The organism is Myxococcus eversor (assembly GCF_010894455.1).
Taxonomy (GTDB): domain Bacteria; phylum Myxococcota; class Myxococcia; order Myxococcales; family Myxococcaceae; genus Myxococcus; species Myxococcus eversor.
The window spans coordinates 85050-103138 of record NZ_JAAIXY010000032.1; the positions used below are offsets into that span (position 1 = coordinate 85050).

Annotated in this window: 1 protein-coding gene; it reads right to left on the minus strand. The window is 71.0% G+C overall.

Annotation, left to right across the window (positions count from 1 at the left end; translation table 11 throughout):
- Positions 1-143 precede the first annotated feature (143 nt).
- Positions 144-18089, minus strand: a 17946-nt coding sequence (locus G4D83_RS42515) for a non-ribosomal peptide synthase/polyketide synthase (protein WP_163870673.1), incomplete at its 5' end; no start/stop codon positions are given.

The window sequence follows — 18089 nt, forward strand, 5'->3', positions numbered from 1 at the left end:
GGAAAAGGGGTCAATACCGCCAAAAGTAGGCGGATGCCTACTGGCCCCTTCGCTGGGACACTGCTCCGACAGGCCGACTGTCCCGCGACCGTGCGTATTGGTGCGCGAGGGGCCACCAGCCCCGTCGTGAAGGTGGCCCGTCATCATTCCCGACCTTCCAGGTCGAGCAACCGCTTCAACCACCCCGCGACGTGCGGTGCGCGCAGCACGGAGACGGCGTCTCCGGGGGTCTCATGGACCTCCAGGCCGCCCTCGGCCAGCTCGCCCCAGCCCCCGTCGCGCGCGTCCTCGTCGCGCTCCGGAGCGTCCGTCGCGAGCAGCAGCCGCACGGCGCCCTCGGTGGGCTCTGGCAGGTAGCGCCGCGCGGCGCGCAGGTGGCTGGCGAAGACCTTGAAGCGCACCCTCAGCTCCGCCAGCGACATCGCCTCCGGCAACAGGCCCGTCTTCGCGCCATCGGCGTGCAGGTGCGCGAGCAGCGGCTCCGCGTCCTTGCTGGAGGTGAGCGCCGAGGGCAGCGCTGGCGCCGCGACTCCCGCCTGGGCCGCCAGGTGCCTGGCGAACAGCGCGCCCTGGGCACCCGCCGTGGTGGCGGCCGTGCTGGCATCCGGCTCCGCGGGGAGCGGCTCGATGAGGAGCAGCTCTGCCTCGTGGCCCTCGCGCTGGAGCTGCTGCGCCATCTCCCAGGCCACCAGCGCGCCCATGCCCGGGCCCGCCAGCCGGTACGGCCCCTTCGGCGCGGAGGCACGCAAGGCCTCCACGTAGAGCGTCGCCATGGCCTCCACGGACTCCAGCGGGGCGCGGCCTTCCTCCAGGCCACGGGCCTGGATGCCGACGATGCCCCAGCCCTCGGGGGCGTGGGTCGCCAGCTCGGCGTAGTCGTCCACCCGTCCATCCATGCCATGGATGACGTGAAGCACGCGGCCGGCATCGGTGCCCGGGCGCAGCGTGACGAGCGGCGACCAGGTGGGCGTGGCGGGACGGGCCGCCTTGGGGCGGGCGTCCTGGGCCTTCATCGCCTCCTGGGCGCGCTGGAGCAGCAGGGCGAGCGACTCGACGGTGGGGGCCTCGAAGAGGGCGCGCAGCGGCAGCTCCACGCCCAGGGCGACCCGGACGCGGGAGACGACCTGCGTGGCCAGCAGCGAGTGGCCACCGAGCGAGAAGAAGTTGTCGGTGATGCTCACCCGAGGCGTGCGCAGCACCTCCGCGAAGGCACCGGCCAGCAGCTCCTCCAGCGGCGTGCGAGGCGCGGAGAACGGCGCGGTGCCACGCAGGCTCTCCTCGTCCGGAGCGGGCAGCGCGCCGCGCGCCACCTTGCCGGTGGGCATCAGCGGCAGCGCCTCCAGCCGCACGAAGATGGACGGCACCATGTACTCGGGCACCTTCTCGCGGAGGACCTGGCGGGCCTCCTCGGTGCTCCACGGCGCGTCGGCCGGCAGCACCACGTAGCCGACGAGGCGGCGGTCTCCCGCGACGTCCTCGCGGACGATGGCCACCGCGTCGCGCACCTGGGGCAGCGCGCGCAGGGCCACCTCCACTTCGCCCAGTTCGATGCGGAAGCCCCGCAGCTTCACCTGGCTGTCCAGGCGGCCGAGGAACTCCAGGTTGCCGTCCACGAGCCACCGGGCCTTGTCGCCCGTGCGGTACAGCCGTGAGCCGGCCGCGCCGCCCATGAAGTTCGGCAGGAACCGGTCCGACGTGAGGTCCGGGCGGCCATGGTAGCCGTGGGCCACGTTGGCGCCGCCCACGTAGACCTCGCCCGCGACGCCGATGGGGCAGGGCTCGCCGTGCGGGTCCAACACGTAGATTTGCATGTTGGCCAGCGGCGAGCCCACGGGGGGCAGCGCCGGCCAGCGCTTGCGGTCCGCGGGGGCGCGCCACGCCGTGACGACGTGGGCCTCCGACGGGCCGTACTGGTTCTCCAGCGTGCATTCCGGCAGCCGGTCGAAGAGCGCCAGCAGCGCGGGCGTCACCTGGAGCTGCTCGCCGGCGGTGACGATTTCACCCAGCGGCGGGAGCTCCTTCTCCGTGAGCGCCGCGTCGCACATGGCCTGGAGGGCGACGAAGGGCAGGAACAGCCGCTCCACGCGGTGCTCGCGCATGTAGCGCAGCATGGCGGGCGGGTCCTGCCGCAGCGAGCCGTTGATGAGCAGCACCTTGCCGCCCAGGCACCAGGTGCCGAAGAGCTCCTGGAAGGACACGTCGAAGTTGAGCGAGGCGAACTGGAGCGTCGTCGCGTCCGGCTTCACCGCGCGCTTCATCAGCCACCAGAGCATGTTGCCCACCGCGCGGTGGGACATGACGATGCCCTTGGGGCGGCCCGTGCTGCCGGAGGTGTAGACGAAGTAGCAGTTCGTCTCCGGCGACATGTCCACGTCGGGCGAGTGCGTGGGCCGCGAGGCGACGGCCGTCTCCTCCTCCAGCCGGATGACCCGCGCCGTCAGACCGGGGGGCAGCGCGGAGACCAGCGCCGAGTGCGCGAGGACGACGGGCGCACCCGTGTCCTCCAGCATCAGCGCCAGGCGGTCCGCCGGGTAGCTCGGGTCCAACGGGAGGAACGCGGCGCCGACCTTGAGCGTGGCCAGGACGGCGACGGGCATGTCCAGGCTCGCGCGCTCCAGGCACAGGCCCACCGTGCCATTCACGGGCACGCCGAGCGCCAAGAGGTGATGCGCGAGCTGGTTGGCGCGAGCGTCGAGCTGCGCGTACGTGAGGGACTGGATTCCGTCCGTCACCGCCACGCGGTCCGGCGTGAGGGCGACCTGGGCCTCGACCCAGCGGTGCATCAACCCCGGCACGTAGGTCGGGTCCACCGCGGAGTTGAAGCCTTCGACGACCTGCTGACGCTCGCCGTCGGACAGCAGCGGCAGCCGGCCCAACGTCTGGTCCGGCTGGGCGACGGCGCCTTCCAGCAGGCGCTGGAGCGCACCCACCATCCGCTCCGCCGTCTGGCGGGAGAAGAGGTCGGAGGCGTACTCCAGGTAGCCGGTGAGGCCGTGCGACGACTCGAACACGGAGAGCGTCAGGTCGAACTTGGCCGTGCCGCTGGTGGCCTCCACCGGCGACATGCGCAGGTCCGACGTCTCGTAGGTCTCCTTGTAGACGTTCTGGAGGACGAACAGGACCTGGAACAGCGGCGTGCGGTTCAGGCTGCGCTCGGGCTGCAGCTCCTCCACCAGCTTCTCGAACGGCACGTCCTGGTGCGCGTACGCATCCAGCGTCGCCTCACGCACGCGCCCGAGCAGCTCGCGGAACGTCTGGTGCTCGGACAGCTGCGTGCGCAGCACGAGCGTGTTGGCGAAGAAGCCGATGAGCTTCTCCAAGTCGGAGTGGCGACGGCCGGCGATGGGCGAGCCGATGCTGATGTCGTCCTGACCGGAGTAGCGCGACAGCATCGTCTGGAAGGCGGCGAGCAGCACCATGAACGTCGTGGCGCCTTCGCGGCGCGCCAGTGTCTGGACCGCGTCCTGGAGCGCGCGCGGCATGGTGAAGCCCACCATGTCGCCCTTGAAGCTGCTGACGGCCGGACGGGCGAAGTCCGTGGGCAGCTCCAGTGCTGGGGGCGCGCCCTGCAGGTGCTTGCGCCACCAGGCCACCTGCCTGTCGAGCACGTCGCCCTTGAGCCAGCTGCGCTGCCAGGCGGAGTAGTCCGCGTACTGGAGCGGCAGCTCCGGCAGCGTGAGCGGGAGTCCCTTGGAGAAGGCCGTGTATGCGGAGGCCAGCTCGTTGATGAGCAGGCCCATGGACCAGCCGTCCGACACGATGTGGTGCATGGACATCAGCAGCACATGGTCCTCGGCGCCGAGCTTCAGCAGGCGGACGCGCAACAGCGAGCGGTCCGTCAGGTTGAACGGGCGCTGTGTCTCCTCGGTGGCGGCGCGGAGGGCCTCGGCCTCGCGGGCCTCGGGCTCCAGCGCGCTCAAGTCCAGCATGTTGATGGGCGCCGGCTCGTGCGGATGGATGACCTGGATGGGCTGGCCGTTGTTGCTCAGGATGGACGTGCGCAGGGACTCGTGCCGACGGAGCAGCTCGTTGACGGCCCGGCCCATCGCATCCACGTTCAGCGCGCCCTCCAGCCGCACGGTGGCGGGGATGTTGTAGAAGGCGCTGTTCGGCTCGAGCTGGTCGAGGAACCACAGGCGCTGCTGAGCGAAGGACACCGGCTGCTCGCCCGTGCGCGGCACGGGGACGAGCGGCGGAATCTCCAGGCCCTGGCCCTGCTGCACCGCCAGGTCCACGCGCTGCGCCAGCGCCGCCAGGTCTGGCGTGTCGAACAAGTCGCGAAGCGGCAGCTCCACGCCGAACACCGCGCGCATCCGGCTGATGGCCTGCGTCGCCATCAGCGAGTGTCCGCCCAGCTCGAAGAAGTTGTCGTGGATGCCCACGCGCTCCACTTCGAGCACCGCGCACCAGATGGTCGCCAGCCGCGCCTCCGTGGGCGTGCGAGGCCCCACGAAGTCGGGCCGCCCGCTGACGTTGCTCATGTCCGGCGCGGGCAGGGCCTTGCGGTCCACCTTGCCGTTCGAGGTCAGTGGCAGTGCCTCCAGCATCATCACCACCGTGGGCACCATGTACTCGGGCAGCGCGTCCTTCAGCGCCCCGCGCAACGTGGCGCCATCGGTGGGCACACCCTCACGCGCCACGGCGTAGGCGATGAGGCGCTTGCCGCCAGGGCCATCCTCTCGGGCCACCACGACGGCCTCGCGCACCGCCGGGTGTCGGGCCAGCGCGGCCTCGACTTCGCCCAGCTCGATGCGGAAGCCACGCACCTTCACCTGTGCGTCCACGCGGCCGACGAACTCCAGCGTGCCGTCGTCGCGGAAGCGCACCACGTCACCCGTGCGGTACAGCCGTGCGCCGGGCACTCCCGAGTACATGTCCGGGAGGAAGCGCTCGGCGGTGAGCGCGGGCCTGCCCGCGTAGCCTCGGGCCACGCCGACGCCGCCCAGGTACAGCTCGCCCTTGACGCCCACGGGCACCGGCTCGCCGCGCGCGTCGAGCACGTAGGCGCGCACGTTCGCCAGGGGCCGGCCGATGGAGGGCAGCCGGGTGTCGTCGGCGACGACCCGCGCGAGCGTGGCCACGACGGTGGCCTCCGTGGGGCCGTAGGTGTTGAGGAACCGGCGACCCGGGGCCCACCGCGCGACGACATCCGAGGGCAGCGCCTCGCCGCCGGAGATGACCGTCTTCAGCGCGGGCAGCTCCTCGGCGGGCGTGGCGGCCAGGGCCGCGGGCGTGAGGCTGATGACGGTGAGCGCCTGCTCGCGCAGCAGCGTGTGCAGCGGCGCGCCCGGCATCACCTTCTCCAGCGGCGCGAGCACCAGCGTGGCGCCCGAGGTCAGCGTGGTGAAGATCTCCTCCACCGACAGGTCGAAGGAGAGGTTGGCGAACTGGAGCACGCGCTCGCCAGGACCGATGCCGTAGGCCGGGGCCTCGTGGGTGACGAGGTTGGCCACGCTCCGGTGCTCGACGGCCGTGCCCTTGGGCTGCCCCGTGCTGCCGGAGGTGTAGAGCAGGTAGGCGAGGTTTCCAGGCGTGACGCCAGTGACGGGCGCCTCGGTGCTCTCGCTCGACAGGGCCTCGTGCGCGGTGTCGAGGCACAGGGCTCGGGCGCGGTGCGGCTCGGGGAACCGGTCCACGAGCGGGGACTGCGTGAGCAGCAGCGCGGCGCCGCTGTCGTCGAGCAGGAAGGCCAGACGCTCGCGCGGCAGCAGCGGATCCACGGGCACCCAGGCGCCACCCGCCTTGAGGATGCCGAGCAGGCCCACCACGACATCCAGTGAGCGCTCCACGCTGAGCGCGACGCGGACCTCGGGTCCGACGCCGTGACGGCGCAGCACGTGGGCGAGCTGGTTGGCCCGCGCGTCCAACTGGGCGTAGGTGAGCTGGGTGCCCTCGAAGGAGGCCGCCAGCGCGTCGGGGGCGCGGCGGACCTGGGCCTCGAAGAGCGTGTGCACGCAGGCCTCGGGGAAGTCCGCGCGGGTGTCGTTCCACGTCACGAGCTGCCGCTGCCGCTCCTCGCCGGACATCAGCGTGAGCGAGGAGAGGCGACGCTCGGGCGCGGCGACGAGCAGCTCCACGAGCGCCCGGAAGTGCCGGGTCATCCGCTCGATGGTGGACGCGTCGTAGAGGTCCGCCTGGTAGTCGAACTCACCCATGAAGCCGGCGGAGGTGCGGCCCATGGAGAGCGTGATGTCGAACTTGGCGACGTGGCCCTCGTCGGGGCCCTGACGCATCGTCAGGCCCGGCAGCGAGGCCGCCGCCTCCGGCGTGTTCTGGAGGATGAACATCACGCGGAACAGCGGCGACTGCTGGAGGTCCCGCAGGGGCTGGAGCTGCTCGAAGGGCAGGTGCTGGTGCGAGTAGGCGCCGAGCGAGGTCTCCCGCACGCGGGCCATCAGCTCGCGCACCGTCGGGTCGCCATCCAGGCGCGTGCGGAGGACCAGTGTGTTGAGGAAGAAGCCGACCAGGCCCTCCAGCTCCGCGCGGTTGCGTCCGGCCACCGGCGAGCCGACGGAGATGTCGTCCTGACCGGAGTAGCGCGACAGCACGAGCTGGAACGCCGCCAGGAAGAACATGAACGGGGTGATGCCTTCACGGTTGCAGAAGGTCTCGATGGCCTGCGCCAGCTCGGTCGGAATGACGAGGGGCACCATGCCGCCGCGAGGCCGTGACAGGTGCGTGCGCGGTCTGTCGGTGGGCAGCTCCAGGTCCTGAGGAGCCCCATCCAACTGGCGCTGCCACCAGGCGAGCTGGCGGTCCAGCTCCGCGCCATCCAGCCACTTGCGCTGCCAGGATGAGAAGTCCGCGTACTGGAGCGGCAGCTCGGGGAGGCTCGGCGCGCGGCCGGCCCGGAAGTCGCCGTACAGGAGCGCCATCTCGCGGACGACCACGCTGATGGACCAGCCGTCGGAGACGATGTGGTGGACGTTGATGAGCAGCAGGTGCTCCCGGTCCTCCAGCACCAGCACCTCGGCGCGCAGCAGCGGCCCGGTGCTCAGGTCGAACGAGCGCATCGAGTGCTCGCCCGCGCGACGTCGGGCTTCCAGCTCCCGCTGCTCGGGCGCGAGGTGCCGCAGGTCCGTGACGGGCATCTCGAGCGGGGAAGGCGGGTGGATGACCTGCACGGGGCCGTCGGCCTCGGCACGGAACGTGGTGCGCAGGGCCTCGTGACGGTGCACGACGGCCTCCAGCGTGCGACGCAGCACCGCCACGTCCAGCTCGCCGGAGAGCACCATCGAGGACGGGATGTTGAACGCGGGGCTTCCGGGCTCGAGCTGGTCCAGGAACCACACGCGCTGCTGCGAGAACGACAGGGGCAGCTTGCCGTCGCGCGGCGCGCGCTCGATGGGCGGAGCGGCCGTCGTCGCGCCGGTGCGCAGGGCGGTTTCAATCCGCTGGGCCAGCGCGGCGACGGTGGGGGCCTCGAAGAGGTCTCTCACCGGCAGCTCCACCGAGAAGCTGGAGCGGATGCGCGACGTCACCTGCGTGGCCAGCAGCGAGTGGCCGCCCATCTCGAAGAAGTTGTCGGTGACGCTGACGCGGCCGAGCTTCAGCACCGTCGAGAACAGCTCCGCCAGCTTCTCCTCCACGGGCGTGCGAGGCGCGGTGAACGCGGTGTCGCCGCGCAGGCTCTCCGCGTCGGGCGCGGGCAGGAGCTTGCGGGCCAGCTTGCCACTGGGCGTCAGGGGCAGCGCCTCCAGCGTGAGGAACGCCGAGGGCACCATGTACTCGGGCACGCGCTTGAGCATGAAGGCGCGGAGCGTCTCCGCCGTCGTGGCGGAAGCGGGAGCCTCGTCCGGAGAGGCGGGGACGACGTAGGCGACCAGGCGCTTGTCGCCCGGGACATCCTCGCGCACGGCGGCGGCGGCATCTCTCACGCCCGGGGCCGCGCGGAGGACGGACTCGACCTCGCCCAGCTCGATGCGGAAGCCTCGCAGCTTCACCTGGAAGTCGATGCGGCCGAGGAACTCCAGGTTGCCGTCCGCCGTCCAGCGCGCGGAGTCGCCGGTGCGGTAGAGGCGGTCACCCGGAATGCCGCTGAACGGGTTCGGCACGAACGCGGCGGCGGTGAGCGCGGGACGGGCCAGGTAGCCGTGGGCCAGATGGCTGCCGCCGACGAAGACCTCGCCGGCCACGCCGATGGGGACGGGCTGGCCGAGCGCGTCGAGCACGAAGAGCTGCGTGTGGCCCAGCGGGCTGCCGACGGGAGGCAGGCGCGGCCACGAGGTCGGGGCGCCGCGCATGCGGTACGCGGAGACGACGTGGGCCTCGGAGGGACCGTACTGGTTCTCCAGCGTGCAGCCCGGCAGCCTCTCGAAGAACGACACCAGCGTGGCGTTCACCTGGAGTTGCTCACCGGCGGTGATGACCTCGTTCAGCGCGCGCGGCAGCGTGGCGCCGTGCGAGACGGAGTCCGCCATGGCCTGGAGCGCGACGAAGGGCAGGAACAACCGCTCCACGCCGTGCCGGTCCATGAAGTCGAGCAGCGCGGGGATGTCGCGCCGCAGCGTGTCCGTGGGCAGCACCACCTTCGCGCCGACCCACCACGAAGCGAACAGCTCCTGGATGGAGACGTCGAAGTTGAGCGAGGCGAACTGGAGCGTCGTGGCGAGCGGGCGGGGCGACTGACGAATCTGCCACGCCAGCATGAAGCTCAGGGCCCGGTGGGGCATGACGATGCCCTTGGGGATGCCCGTGCTGCCGGACGTGTAGATGACGTACGCGTTCGCCTCGGGCGACACGTCGCGTCCCAGGGAGCGCGTGGGCTGCCGGGCCACGGCGGCGGCCTCGGTGTCCAGTTGGATGCGACGCGCGCGGCTGTCCGCGGGCAGGCTTCCGCTCAGGTGTGACTGCGTGAGGATGACCGGAGCGGCGGTGTCCTCCAGCATGAACGCGAGGCGGTCCGCTGGATACGTGGGGTCCAACGCCACGTAGAAGGCGCCGACCTTGAGCGTCGCCAGGACGGCGATGGCCATGTCCAGGCTCTTGTCCACGCAGATGCCCACGGCGCTTCCCGCGGGCACGCCGTGCTCGACCAGGTGGTGCGCGAGCTGGTTGGCGCGGCCGTCCAGCTCCGCGTAGGTGAGCGCGCGCTGGCCGTCGGTGATGGCGATGGCGTCGGGCGTGCGGGAGACCTGCGCCTCCACGGGGCCGTGCATCGTCGTGGCCGAGTGCGCGTTGCGGGACGTGTCGTTCCACTCGACGAGGAGCTGGCGCTCCTCCTCGGGGCTCAGGAGCGACAGCTTCCAGGGCGACTGGTCCGGGTTGGCGACGGCGGACTGGAGCAGCCGCACCCAGTGCGCGCCCATCCTCCGCGCCGTGCTCGTGTCGAACAGGTCGGTGTTGAACTCGAGCAGGCCCTCGATTTCGTCTCCGCCATCCCCCAGCAGCAGGGACAGGTCGTACTTGGAGGTTCCGCTGTCGACGTCCATCGAGTGCAGCGCGTTGGCGTCGCGAGCGCTCCGGGCCGTGTCCTGGCGCGGCGTGTTCTGGAGGGCGAGCATGACCTGGAACAGCGGCGACCGGCTCAGGTCGCGCTCCAGCTTCATCTCCTCCACCAGCTTCTCGAAGGGCACGTCCTGGTGGGCGTAGGCGCCGAGCGTGTTCTCCTTCACCTGGGCGAGCAGCGTGCGGAACGTCAGCCCCGGCGTGAGGCGTGCGCGCAGGGCCAGCGTGTTGACGAAGAAGCCGACGATGTTCTCCAGCTCGGACTGTCGGCGGTTGGCGATGGGCGAGCCGACCACGATGTCGTCCTGGCCGGAGTAGCGGGCCATGAGGATGTGGAGGGCGGACAGCAAGGCCATGAAGGGCGTGACACCCTCCTGCTTGCACAGCGCATGGAGCGCCGCCGTCAGCTCGGTGCCGAGCTTCACCGGCAGGCTGGCGCCGTGCGAGGTCTGCACGGGAGGCCGGGGCCGGTCCGTGGGCAACTCCAGCGCGTGAGGCACGCCGTCGAGGTGCTTGCGCCACCAGCTCACCTGCGCGGCGAGCGCGTCGTCACGCAGCCAGCCTCGCTGCCAGGCGGCGTAGTCCGCGTACTGGAGGGTCAGCGGCGTCAGCGGCGAGGGCAGGCCCTGGCGGAAGGCGGTGTAAAGCGCGCCGACTTCGCGGGTGAGGATGCCGCTGGACCAGCCGTCCGAGACGATGTGGTGCACCGTGACGAGCAACACGTGCTGCTCCGCGGAGAGCCGGAGCAGCGTGGTGCGCAGCAGGGGGACGTGGGTCAGGTCGAACGGCTTCTGCGCCTCGGCGGAGGCGAGCTCCAGGGCCTTGGCCTCGCGCTCGGACTCCGGGAGGTGACTCAGGTCCACCACGGGGACGGACAGCTCCACTCGCGCGTGGATGAGCTGGAAAGGCTCGCCGTCCTCGCGGGTGTGGAAGCTGGTGCGCAGCGCCTCGTGGCGACGCACCAGCTCCTGGAGCGCCCGCGTGAGCGCATCGACATCCACGGCGGTGTCGAGCCGGAGCGCGGAGGGGATGTTGTAGAAGGCGCTGTCCGGCTGGAAGCGATCGAGGAACCAGAGGCGCTGCTGCGCGAAGGACAACGGCATCGCGCCGCTGTCGCGAGGCACGGGGAGCAGCGGCGGGAGCTGGACGCTTTCGCCCGCGAGGATGGCCGCGTCGATGCGCTGTGCGAGCGCTTCGACCGTGGGCTTCACGAACAAGTCTCTCAGCGCGAGCTCCACGCCGAAGGCCGCGCGGACACGCGACACGACCTGCGTGGCGAGCAGGGAGTGGCCACCCAGCTCGAAGAAGTCATCGTGCATGCCGATGCGCTCGACATGGAGCAGCTCGGCCCAGAGGGTGGCGAGCTGGACTTCGACGTGGGTCCTGGGCGCGACGTACTCGCGGGCCGGCGCGGAGAGGGACGCGTCGGGCGAAGGCAGGGCGTTGCGGTCCACCTTGCCGTTGGGTGTGAGGGGGAGCGCATCGAGCACGGCGATGGCGGACGGCACCATGTGCTCGGGCAGGCGCAGCTTCAGCGACTCGCGGAGGGCGACGACGTCGAGCCCGTCGGCGACGACGTAGGCGACGAGGCGCTTGTCACCAGAGGACTCGGTGCGGACGGAAGCGACCGCTTCGCGGACGGCGGAGTTGAGCAGGAGAGCTGCTTCGACTTCGCCCAACTCGATGCGGAATCCGCGCAGCTTCACCTGGTCGTCGATGCGGCCGAGGAACTCGAGGGTGCCGTTGGGCAGCCAGCGAGCCTTGTCACCGGTGAGGTAGAGGCGGGCGCCAGGAGTGGAGCTGAAGGGGTTGGGGACGAAGCGCTCCGCGGTGAGGGCGGGCTGGGAGAGGTAGCCGCGAGCAAGGCCCACGCTGTCGACGCAGAGCTGGCCGGGGATGCCGACGGGCAGCGGGCGCAGATTGGAGTCGAGGACGTAGACGCGGACGTTGTCCCAGGGCTTGCCGATGGAGGGAGTCTGGCCTGGGAGGAGGGGCTCGGAGATGGAGGCGCAGACGGTGACTTCGGTGGGGCCGTAGGCGTTGAGGAGACGGAGGCGGGAGCCCCAGCGCTGGATGAGCTCGGGAGAGCAGGCCTCACCGGCGGAGATGAGGGTTTGGAGAGAGGGGAGGTCCTCGGGGCGCATCTGGGCGAGGACGGAGGGAGTGAGGGTGACGGCGGAGATGGACTCGTCGCGGAGCAAGTCGCGCAGAGGAGCGCCCGGGAGGAGGCGCTCGCGAGGAGCGAGGACGAGGGTGGAGCCGGCGAGGAGAGCGCCGAAGATTTCGGCGACGGAAGCGTCGAAGCCGAAGGCGGCGTACTGGAGGACGCGGGACGAGGGCGTGAAGCCGTGGGCGCGGCCGGCGGTGAGGGCGGTGTTGGAGAGGCCGCGGTGCTGGAGGAGGGTGCCCTTGGGAGTGCCGGTGGAGCCGGAGGTGTAGATGACGTAGGCGAGGTTGTCGGCGGAGGTGCCGGAGAGCGGAGCGGACTCGGGCTGCGCCGCGATGAGGCTCGCGTCGGAATCCAACCGGACCACGCTGGCGACCTTCAGGCCCAGCGTCTCCACCAGCTTCGCCGTCGTGACGAGCACGGGAGCGGCGGAGTCACGGAGCATGAAGGAGAGGCGCTCGACGGGGTACGACGAATCGAGCGGGACCCAGGCTCCACCGGCCTTGAGGATGGCGAGGATGGAGACGACGAGGTCCAACGAGCGTTCGAGGCAGAGCGCGACGGGGACCTCGGCCTTGACGCCGAGCGAGCGCAGGTGGTTCGCGAGGCGGTTGGCGCGAGCATCGAGCTGCGCGTAGGTCAGCGAGTCGCCCTCGAAGCGCAGTGCGGTGGCGTCCGGAGTGCGCGCGGCCTGGGCTTCGAAGAGCGCGTGCGCGGTGGACTCGCGAGGGAAGTCCCGCGCCGTGTCGTTCCACTCCACGAGGACCTGTCGCTCTTCGGCCTCCGAGAGCAGGGACAGCGTGGAGAGCGGAGCCTCGGGCCGAGCCGCCGCGTTTTCGAGCAGCGCGCCGAGGTGGAGCAGCAGCCTGTCGACAGTCTCGGCCGTGAAGAGGTCGGTGCGGTACTCGATGCTGCAACCCAGGCCCTGCGCCGTCTCCTGGAGGCCGAGGGTGAGGTCGAGCCGCGCCGTGCCCGTGTTGGACGGCTGGAGGTGGAACGTGAGGCCCGGAACCTTCAGCTCGGCCTCGGGCTGGTTCTGGAACACCATCGCCACCTGGAAGAGCGGCGCGTGAGCGAGGCTTCGCTCGGGGTTGACCGCCTTGACCAGCTCCTCGAACGGCAGGTCCTGGTGCGCGTAGGCGCCCAACGTGTCCTTCCTCACGCGTCCGAGCAGCTCGCGGAAGGACGGGTTGCCGCCCAACCGCGCGCGCAGGGCGAGCTGGTTGATGAAGAAGCCGATGAGGCCCTCGGTCTCCGCCTGGTTCCGGTTGGCGATACCGGTGCCGATGACGAAGTCCTCCTGGCCCGAGTAGCGGGACAGGACGGCCTGGAGGCCCGCCATCAGGGCCATGAACAGGGTGGTTCCCTCACGACGGCACAGCGCGTGGAGTGAGTCGACGAGCTGACGCGACAACATGCGCGAGACGCTCGCGCCTCGGAATCCCTGCACCGCCGGACGCGGGAAGTCGGTGGGCAACTCCAGCAGCGGAGCCACGCCAGCGAGGTGCTCCCTCCACCAGGAGATCTGCGTGTCGAGCGCTTCGCCCTGGAGCCAGGTCCGCTGCCAGGTGGCGTAGTCCGCGTACTGGATGGGCAGCTCGGGCAGCGGCGACGGCTGGCCCGCGGAGAACGCCGCGTAGAGCGCGGCCGTCTCACGCACGAGCACATCGATGGACCAACCGTCCGAGATGATGTGGTGCATCGTCAGCAGCAACACGTGCCGCTGCTCACCCAGCCGCAGCAGGGTGACGCGCAGCAGAGGGCCGTGCGCGAGGTTGAAGGGCCGACGCGCCTCTTCATCCACGCGCCGCTGGAGCTCCGCTTCGTCGAGTCCGGACAGCTCCACCACGGGCACCGACACGGGCATCGGCGCGTGGACGAGCTGCTTGGGTCCCGCGCGGAACGTGGTGCGCAGCACCTCATGGCGACGGACCACTTCGGTGAAGGCTCGCTCCAGCGCGCTCGTGTCCACCACGCCTTCCAACCGCAGCGCGATGGGCATGTTGTACGAAGGGCTGCCCGGCTCCAACTGGTCCAGGAACCACAGTCGCTGCTGCGCGAAGGACTGCACGAACGCCTGGGGCGCATCACCCTCGCGCGGCAGGGCGATGAGCGGCGGCCTCTGGAGCTTCGCACCCGCGCTCAGGGCGGCGTCGATGCGCTGGGCCAGCAGGTGGACCGTCGGCGACTCGAACAGCTCGCGCAGCGGCAGCTCGACCTGGAACGCCGACCGCACGCGCGAGACGAGCTGCGTGGCGAGCAGCGAATGTCCGCCCAGCTCGAAGAAGCTGACGGTGGTGCTGACACTCGGAACTCCGAGCACCTGGGCGAACAGCCCGGCGAGCAGCTCCTCGGTGGGCGTGCCCGGCGTGGCCTGGGACGCGTCATCCGTGAGCCACGACTGCTCCGGCATGGGCAGGGCCCTGCGGTCCACCTTGCCGTTCGCGGTGAGGGGCAGCGCGTCCATCATCCGCAGCGCGGACGGGACCATGTACTCGGGCAGACGCTGGGCGATGAACGCTCGCAGCGCGGGGGCCTCCAGCGAAGCCGCACCCACGACGTAGCCCACCAGGCGCTTGTCGCCAGGGCGGTCCTCGCGGACGAGCACCACGGCCTCACGCACCTCGGGGTGCGCGAGCAGGGCGGACTCGATTTCGGCCAGCTCGATGCGGTAGCCGCGCACCTTCACCTGGTCGTCCGCGCGGCCGAGGAACTCCAGCACGCCGTCGTGACGCCAGCGGGCCTGGTCACCCGTGCGATAGAGCCGGGCGCCTGGCACGGAGGAGAAGGCATCCGGGACGAAGCGCTCGGCCGTCATCGCCGGCTGGCCGACGTAGCCGCGTGCCACGCCCTCGCCGCCGATGAACAGCTCACCGGTGACACCCACGGGCACCACCTGCCCATGCGCATCCAGCACGTACACCTGCGTGTCGCCAATCGGTCCGCCGATGGGCGCGGTGGCTCCGTGGATGGGGCCGCTCACCGTCCAGGACGTGGCGTCGACCGCCGTCTCCGTGGGTCCGTAGCAGTTGGCCAGCCGCGTCGCCGGCCACTGCGCGCGCAGGCGCCGCGCCAGCTCCGCCGACAGCGCTTCACCACCGGACACCAGCACGCGCAGACCGGAGGCGCGCTCCAGCCGCTCGGCCTCGATGAAGAGGCTGAGCTGCGAGGGGACGAGCTGGAGCACCGTCACCCGCCGGTGCGCGAGCACCGTCAGCAGCGCGTCCATGTCCAGGTCCGCCGCCGCGGGCGGCAGCACCAGCCGCGCACCGCTGACCAGCGTGGAGATGAGCTCCGGCACCACGGCGTCGAAGCCCGGGGCCGTCTTCTGGAGCACGGAATCACTCGGGCCCAGGCCCAGGTTCGTGCTGAACCAGGCCGTGTGTCGGGCCAGGGCGCGGTGCGGTACCAGCACGCCCTTGGGGCGTCCCGTCGAGCCGGACGTGAAGAGGATGTACGCCGCGCTCTCGGAGGACACGACCGGCGCAGTGAAGGCGCTGCTCGCCACCGGCTCGGACGCCAACACCTCTTCGAGCACCAGGACCCCTGTCGTCCCCGTGGGCAGTGCCTCGCTCAGCGAGCGCTGCGTCAGCACGACGGCGGGAGCGGTGTCGTCGAGCATCATCGCCAGTCGCTCGGACGGCGAGGAAGGATCGAGCGGGACCCAGACGCCGCCCGACGCGAGGATGCCGAGGACGCCAGCGACCAGCTCCGGTGAGCGGCGCGCGAACAGTCCCACGCGCACCTCGGGCCCGACGCCTCGCTGACGCAGCACCTCCGCCAGCGCGAGCGCCTTCCGCTCCAGCTCGCGATACGTGAGCTGTCCGTCGCTCCACTCCAGGGCGACGGCCTCGGGGGCCAGGGCCGCGCGCGACTGGAACCACGCGAAGACAGACGTGTCGCGCGGAGGGTCGGAGCGGGTGTCGTTCCACTCCACCACCAGCCGGTGCCGCTCCTCGGAGGAGAGCAGGGGCAGCGCGGCGAGTGTGAGGTCCGGCGTGGTCACCGCCGCTTCGAGCAGGCGCGTGAAGTGACCCGTCATGGCCTGGATGGTCTCCAGGTCGAACAGGTCGGTGTTGTACTCGAATCCGCCCATGATCCCGTCCGGAGTCTCCTGGAGGACGAGGGACAGGGAGTACTTCGCGATGCCCGCGTCCACGTCCGCCGAAGCGAAGCTCAGCTCCGACACCGACAGCGAGGGCACGGGCGTGTTCTGCAGCGCGAACATCACCTGGAACAGCGGCGAGTGGCTCAGGCTGCGTGCGGGCTGCAGCTCCTCCACCAGTTGATCGAACGAGACGTCCTGGTTCGTGAGCGCGCCGAGCGCCGTCTCACGCGCCTGCTCGACGAGCGCGCGGAACGTCATGTCCCCGGACATGCGTCCACGGAGGACGAGCGTGTTGATGAACACGCCGATGAGGCCCTCGGTCTCCGGATGGGTGCGACCGGCCACCGGCGAGCCGACGAGCACGTCGTCCTGACCCGTGGCGCGGTACATCAGCGCCTCGAACGCGGCGAGCAGCACCATGAACGGCGTGGCGCCCATGCGCTGACCGAAGGTCGTCACCGCGGACGACACCGCCGGGGACAGGCGCACGGGGTACGTCGAACCGGCCTGGGTCTGCATCGCCGGAACAGGGCGGTCCGTCGGCAGCGCGAGCACATGGTTCGAGCCCGCGAGCTGGGTCTTCCAGTACGTGAGCTGACGCTCCAGCTCACCGGCCTCCAGCCACTGATGCTGCCAGACGGAGAAGTCGGCGTACTGCACGCGCAGCTCCGGCAGGGACGCGGGACGTCCCTCGCGGAGGGCGGCGTACAGCTCCGCGGCCTCGCGCACCAATACCCCGGTGGACCAGCCGTCGGAGACGATGTGGTGCATCGTCAAGAGCAGCACATGCTGCCGCTCGTCCAGATGGAGCAGCGTCACGCGCAGCAGCGGGCCTCGGGCCAGATCGAAGGGTCGCTGCGCCTCCACGAGCGACAGCCGGCGCGCCTCGTCCTCACGCTGCTCCTTGGGCAGGGAGGACAGGTCCACCCACGCGAGCTTCAGCTCCACCGCGTCGGCGATGGCCTGCCTCGGGCTGCCGTGGGCGTTCGCGGGGAACGTGGTCCGGAGGGCCTCGTGACGCCGCATCAGCGCACCGAGGGACTGCTCCAGGGCCGAGACATCCACCGGGCCTTCCAGCCGGAGGGCGGCGGGCAGGTTGTAGAGCGCGGTGCCCGGCTCGAGCTGATCCAGGAACCACAGCCGCCGCTGCGCGAAGGACAGCGGCAGCTCGCCCGTGCGGGGCACCGGCACCAGCTCCGGCGCCCGTGCCACACCCACGCCCGCCTGAGCGAGCGCTTCGAGCCGCGCGGCCAGCTTCGCCACCGTGGGGGCCTCGAACAACTCCCTCAGCGGCACGTCCACGCCGAAGGCGGCCTGGAGGCGAGACACCGACTGCGTGGCGAGCAGGGAGTGGCCACCCAGCTCGAAGAAGTCGTCGTCGATACCCACGCGCTCGACATGGAGCAGCTCGGCCCAGAGGGCGGCGATCTGGACCTCGGCGCGGGTCCTGGGCGCGATGTACTCGCGGACTGGAGTGGAGAGGGACGCGTCGGGCGAAGGCAGCGCGTTGCGGTCCACCTTGCCGTTGGGCGTGAGGGGGAGCGCATCGAGCACGGCGATGACGGACGGCACCATGTGCTCGGGCAGGCGCAGCTTCAGCGACTCGCGCAGGGCGAGGACGTCGATGGTGTCGCCGGAGTCGGCGACGACGTAGGCGACGAGGCGCTTGTCGCCCATGGCCTCCGTGCGGACGGTGGCGACGGCCTGATGGACGGAGGGGTTGAGGAGGAGGGCGGCTTCGACTTCACCGAGCTCGATGCGGAAGCCACGCAGCTTCACCTGGTCGTCGATGCGACCGAGGAATTCGAGGGTGCCGTTGGGCAGCCAGCGAGCCTTGTCACCGGTGAGGTAGAGGCGGGCGCCGGGAGTGGAGCTGAAGGGGTTGGGGACGAAGCGCTCCGCGGTGAGGGCGGGCTGGGAGAGGTAGCCGCGAGCAAGGCCCACGCTGTCGACGCAGAGCTGGCCGGGGATGCCGACGGGCAGCGGGCGCAGATTGGAGTCGAGGACGTAGACGCGGACGTTGTCCCAGGGCTTGCCGATGGAGGGAGTCTGGCCTGGGAGGAGGGGCTCGGAGATGGAGGCGCAGACGGTGACTTCGGTGGGGCCGTAGGCGTTGAGGAGACGGAGGCGGGAGCCCCAGCGCTGGATGAGCTCGGGAGAGCAGGCCTCACCGGCGGAGATGAGGGTTTGGAGAGAGGGGAGGTCCTCGGGGCGCATCTGGGCGAGGACGGAGGGAGTGAGGGTGACGGCGGAGATGGACTCGTCGCGGAGCAAGTCGCGCAGAGGAGCGCCCGGGAGGAGGCGCTCGCGAGGAGCGAGGACGAGGGTGGAGCCGGCGAGGAGAGCGCCGAAGATTTCGGCGACGGA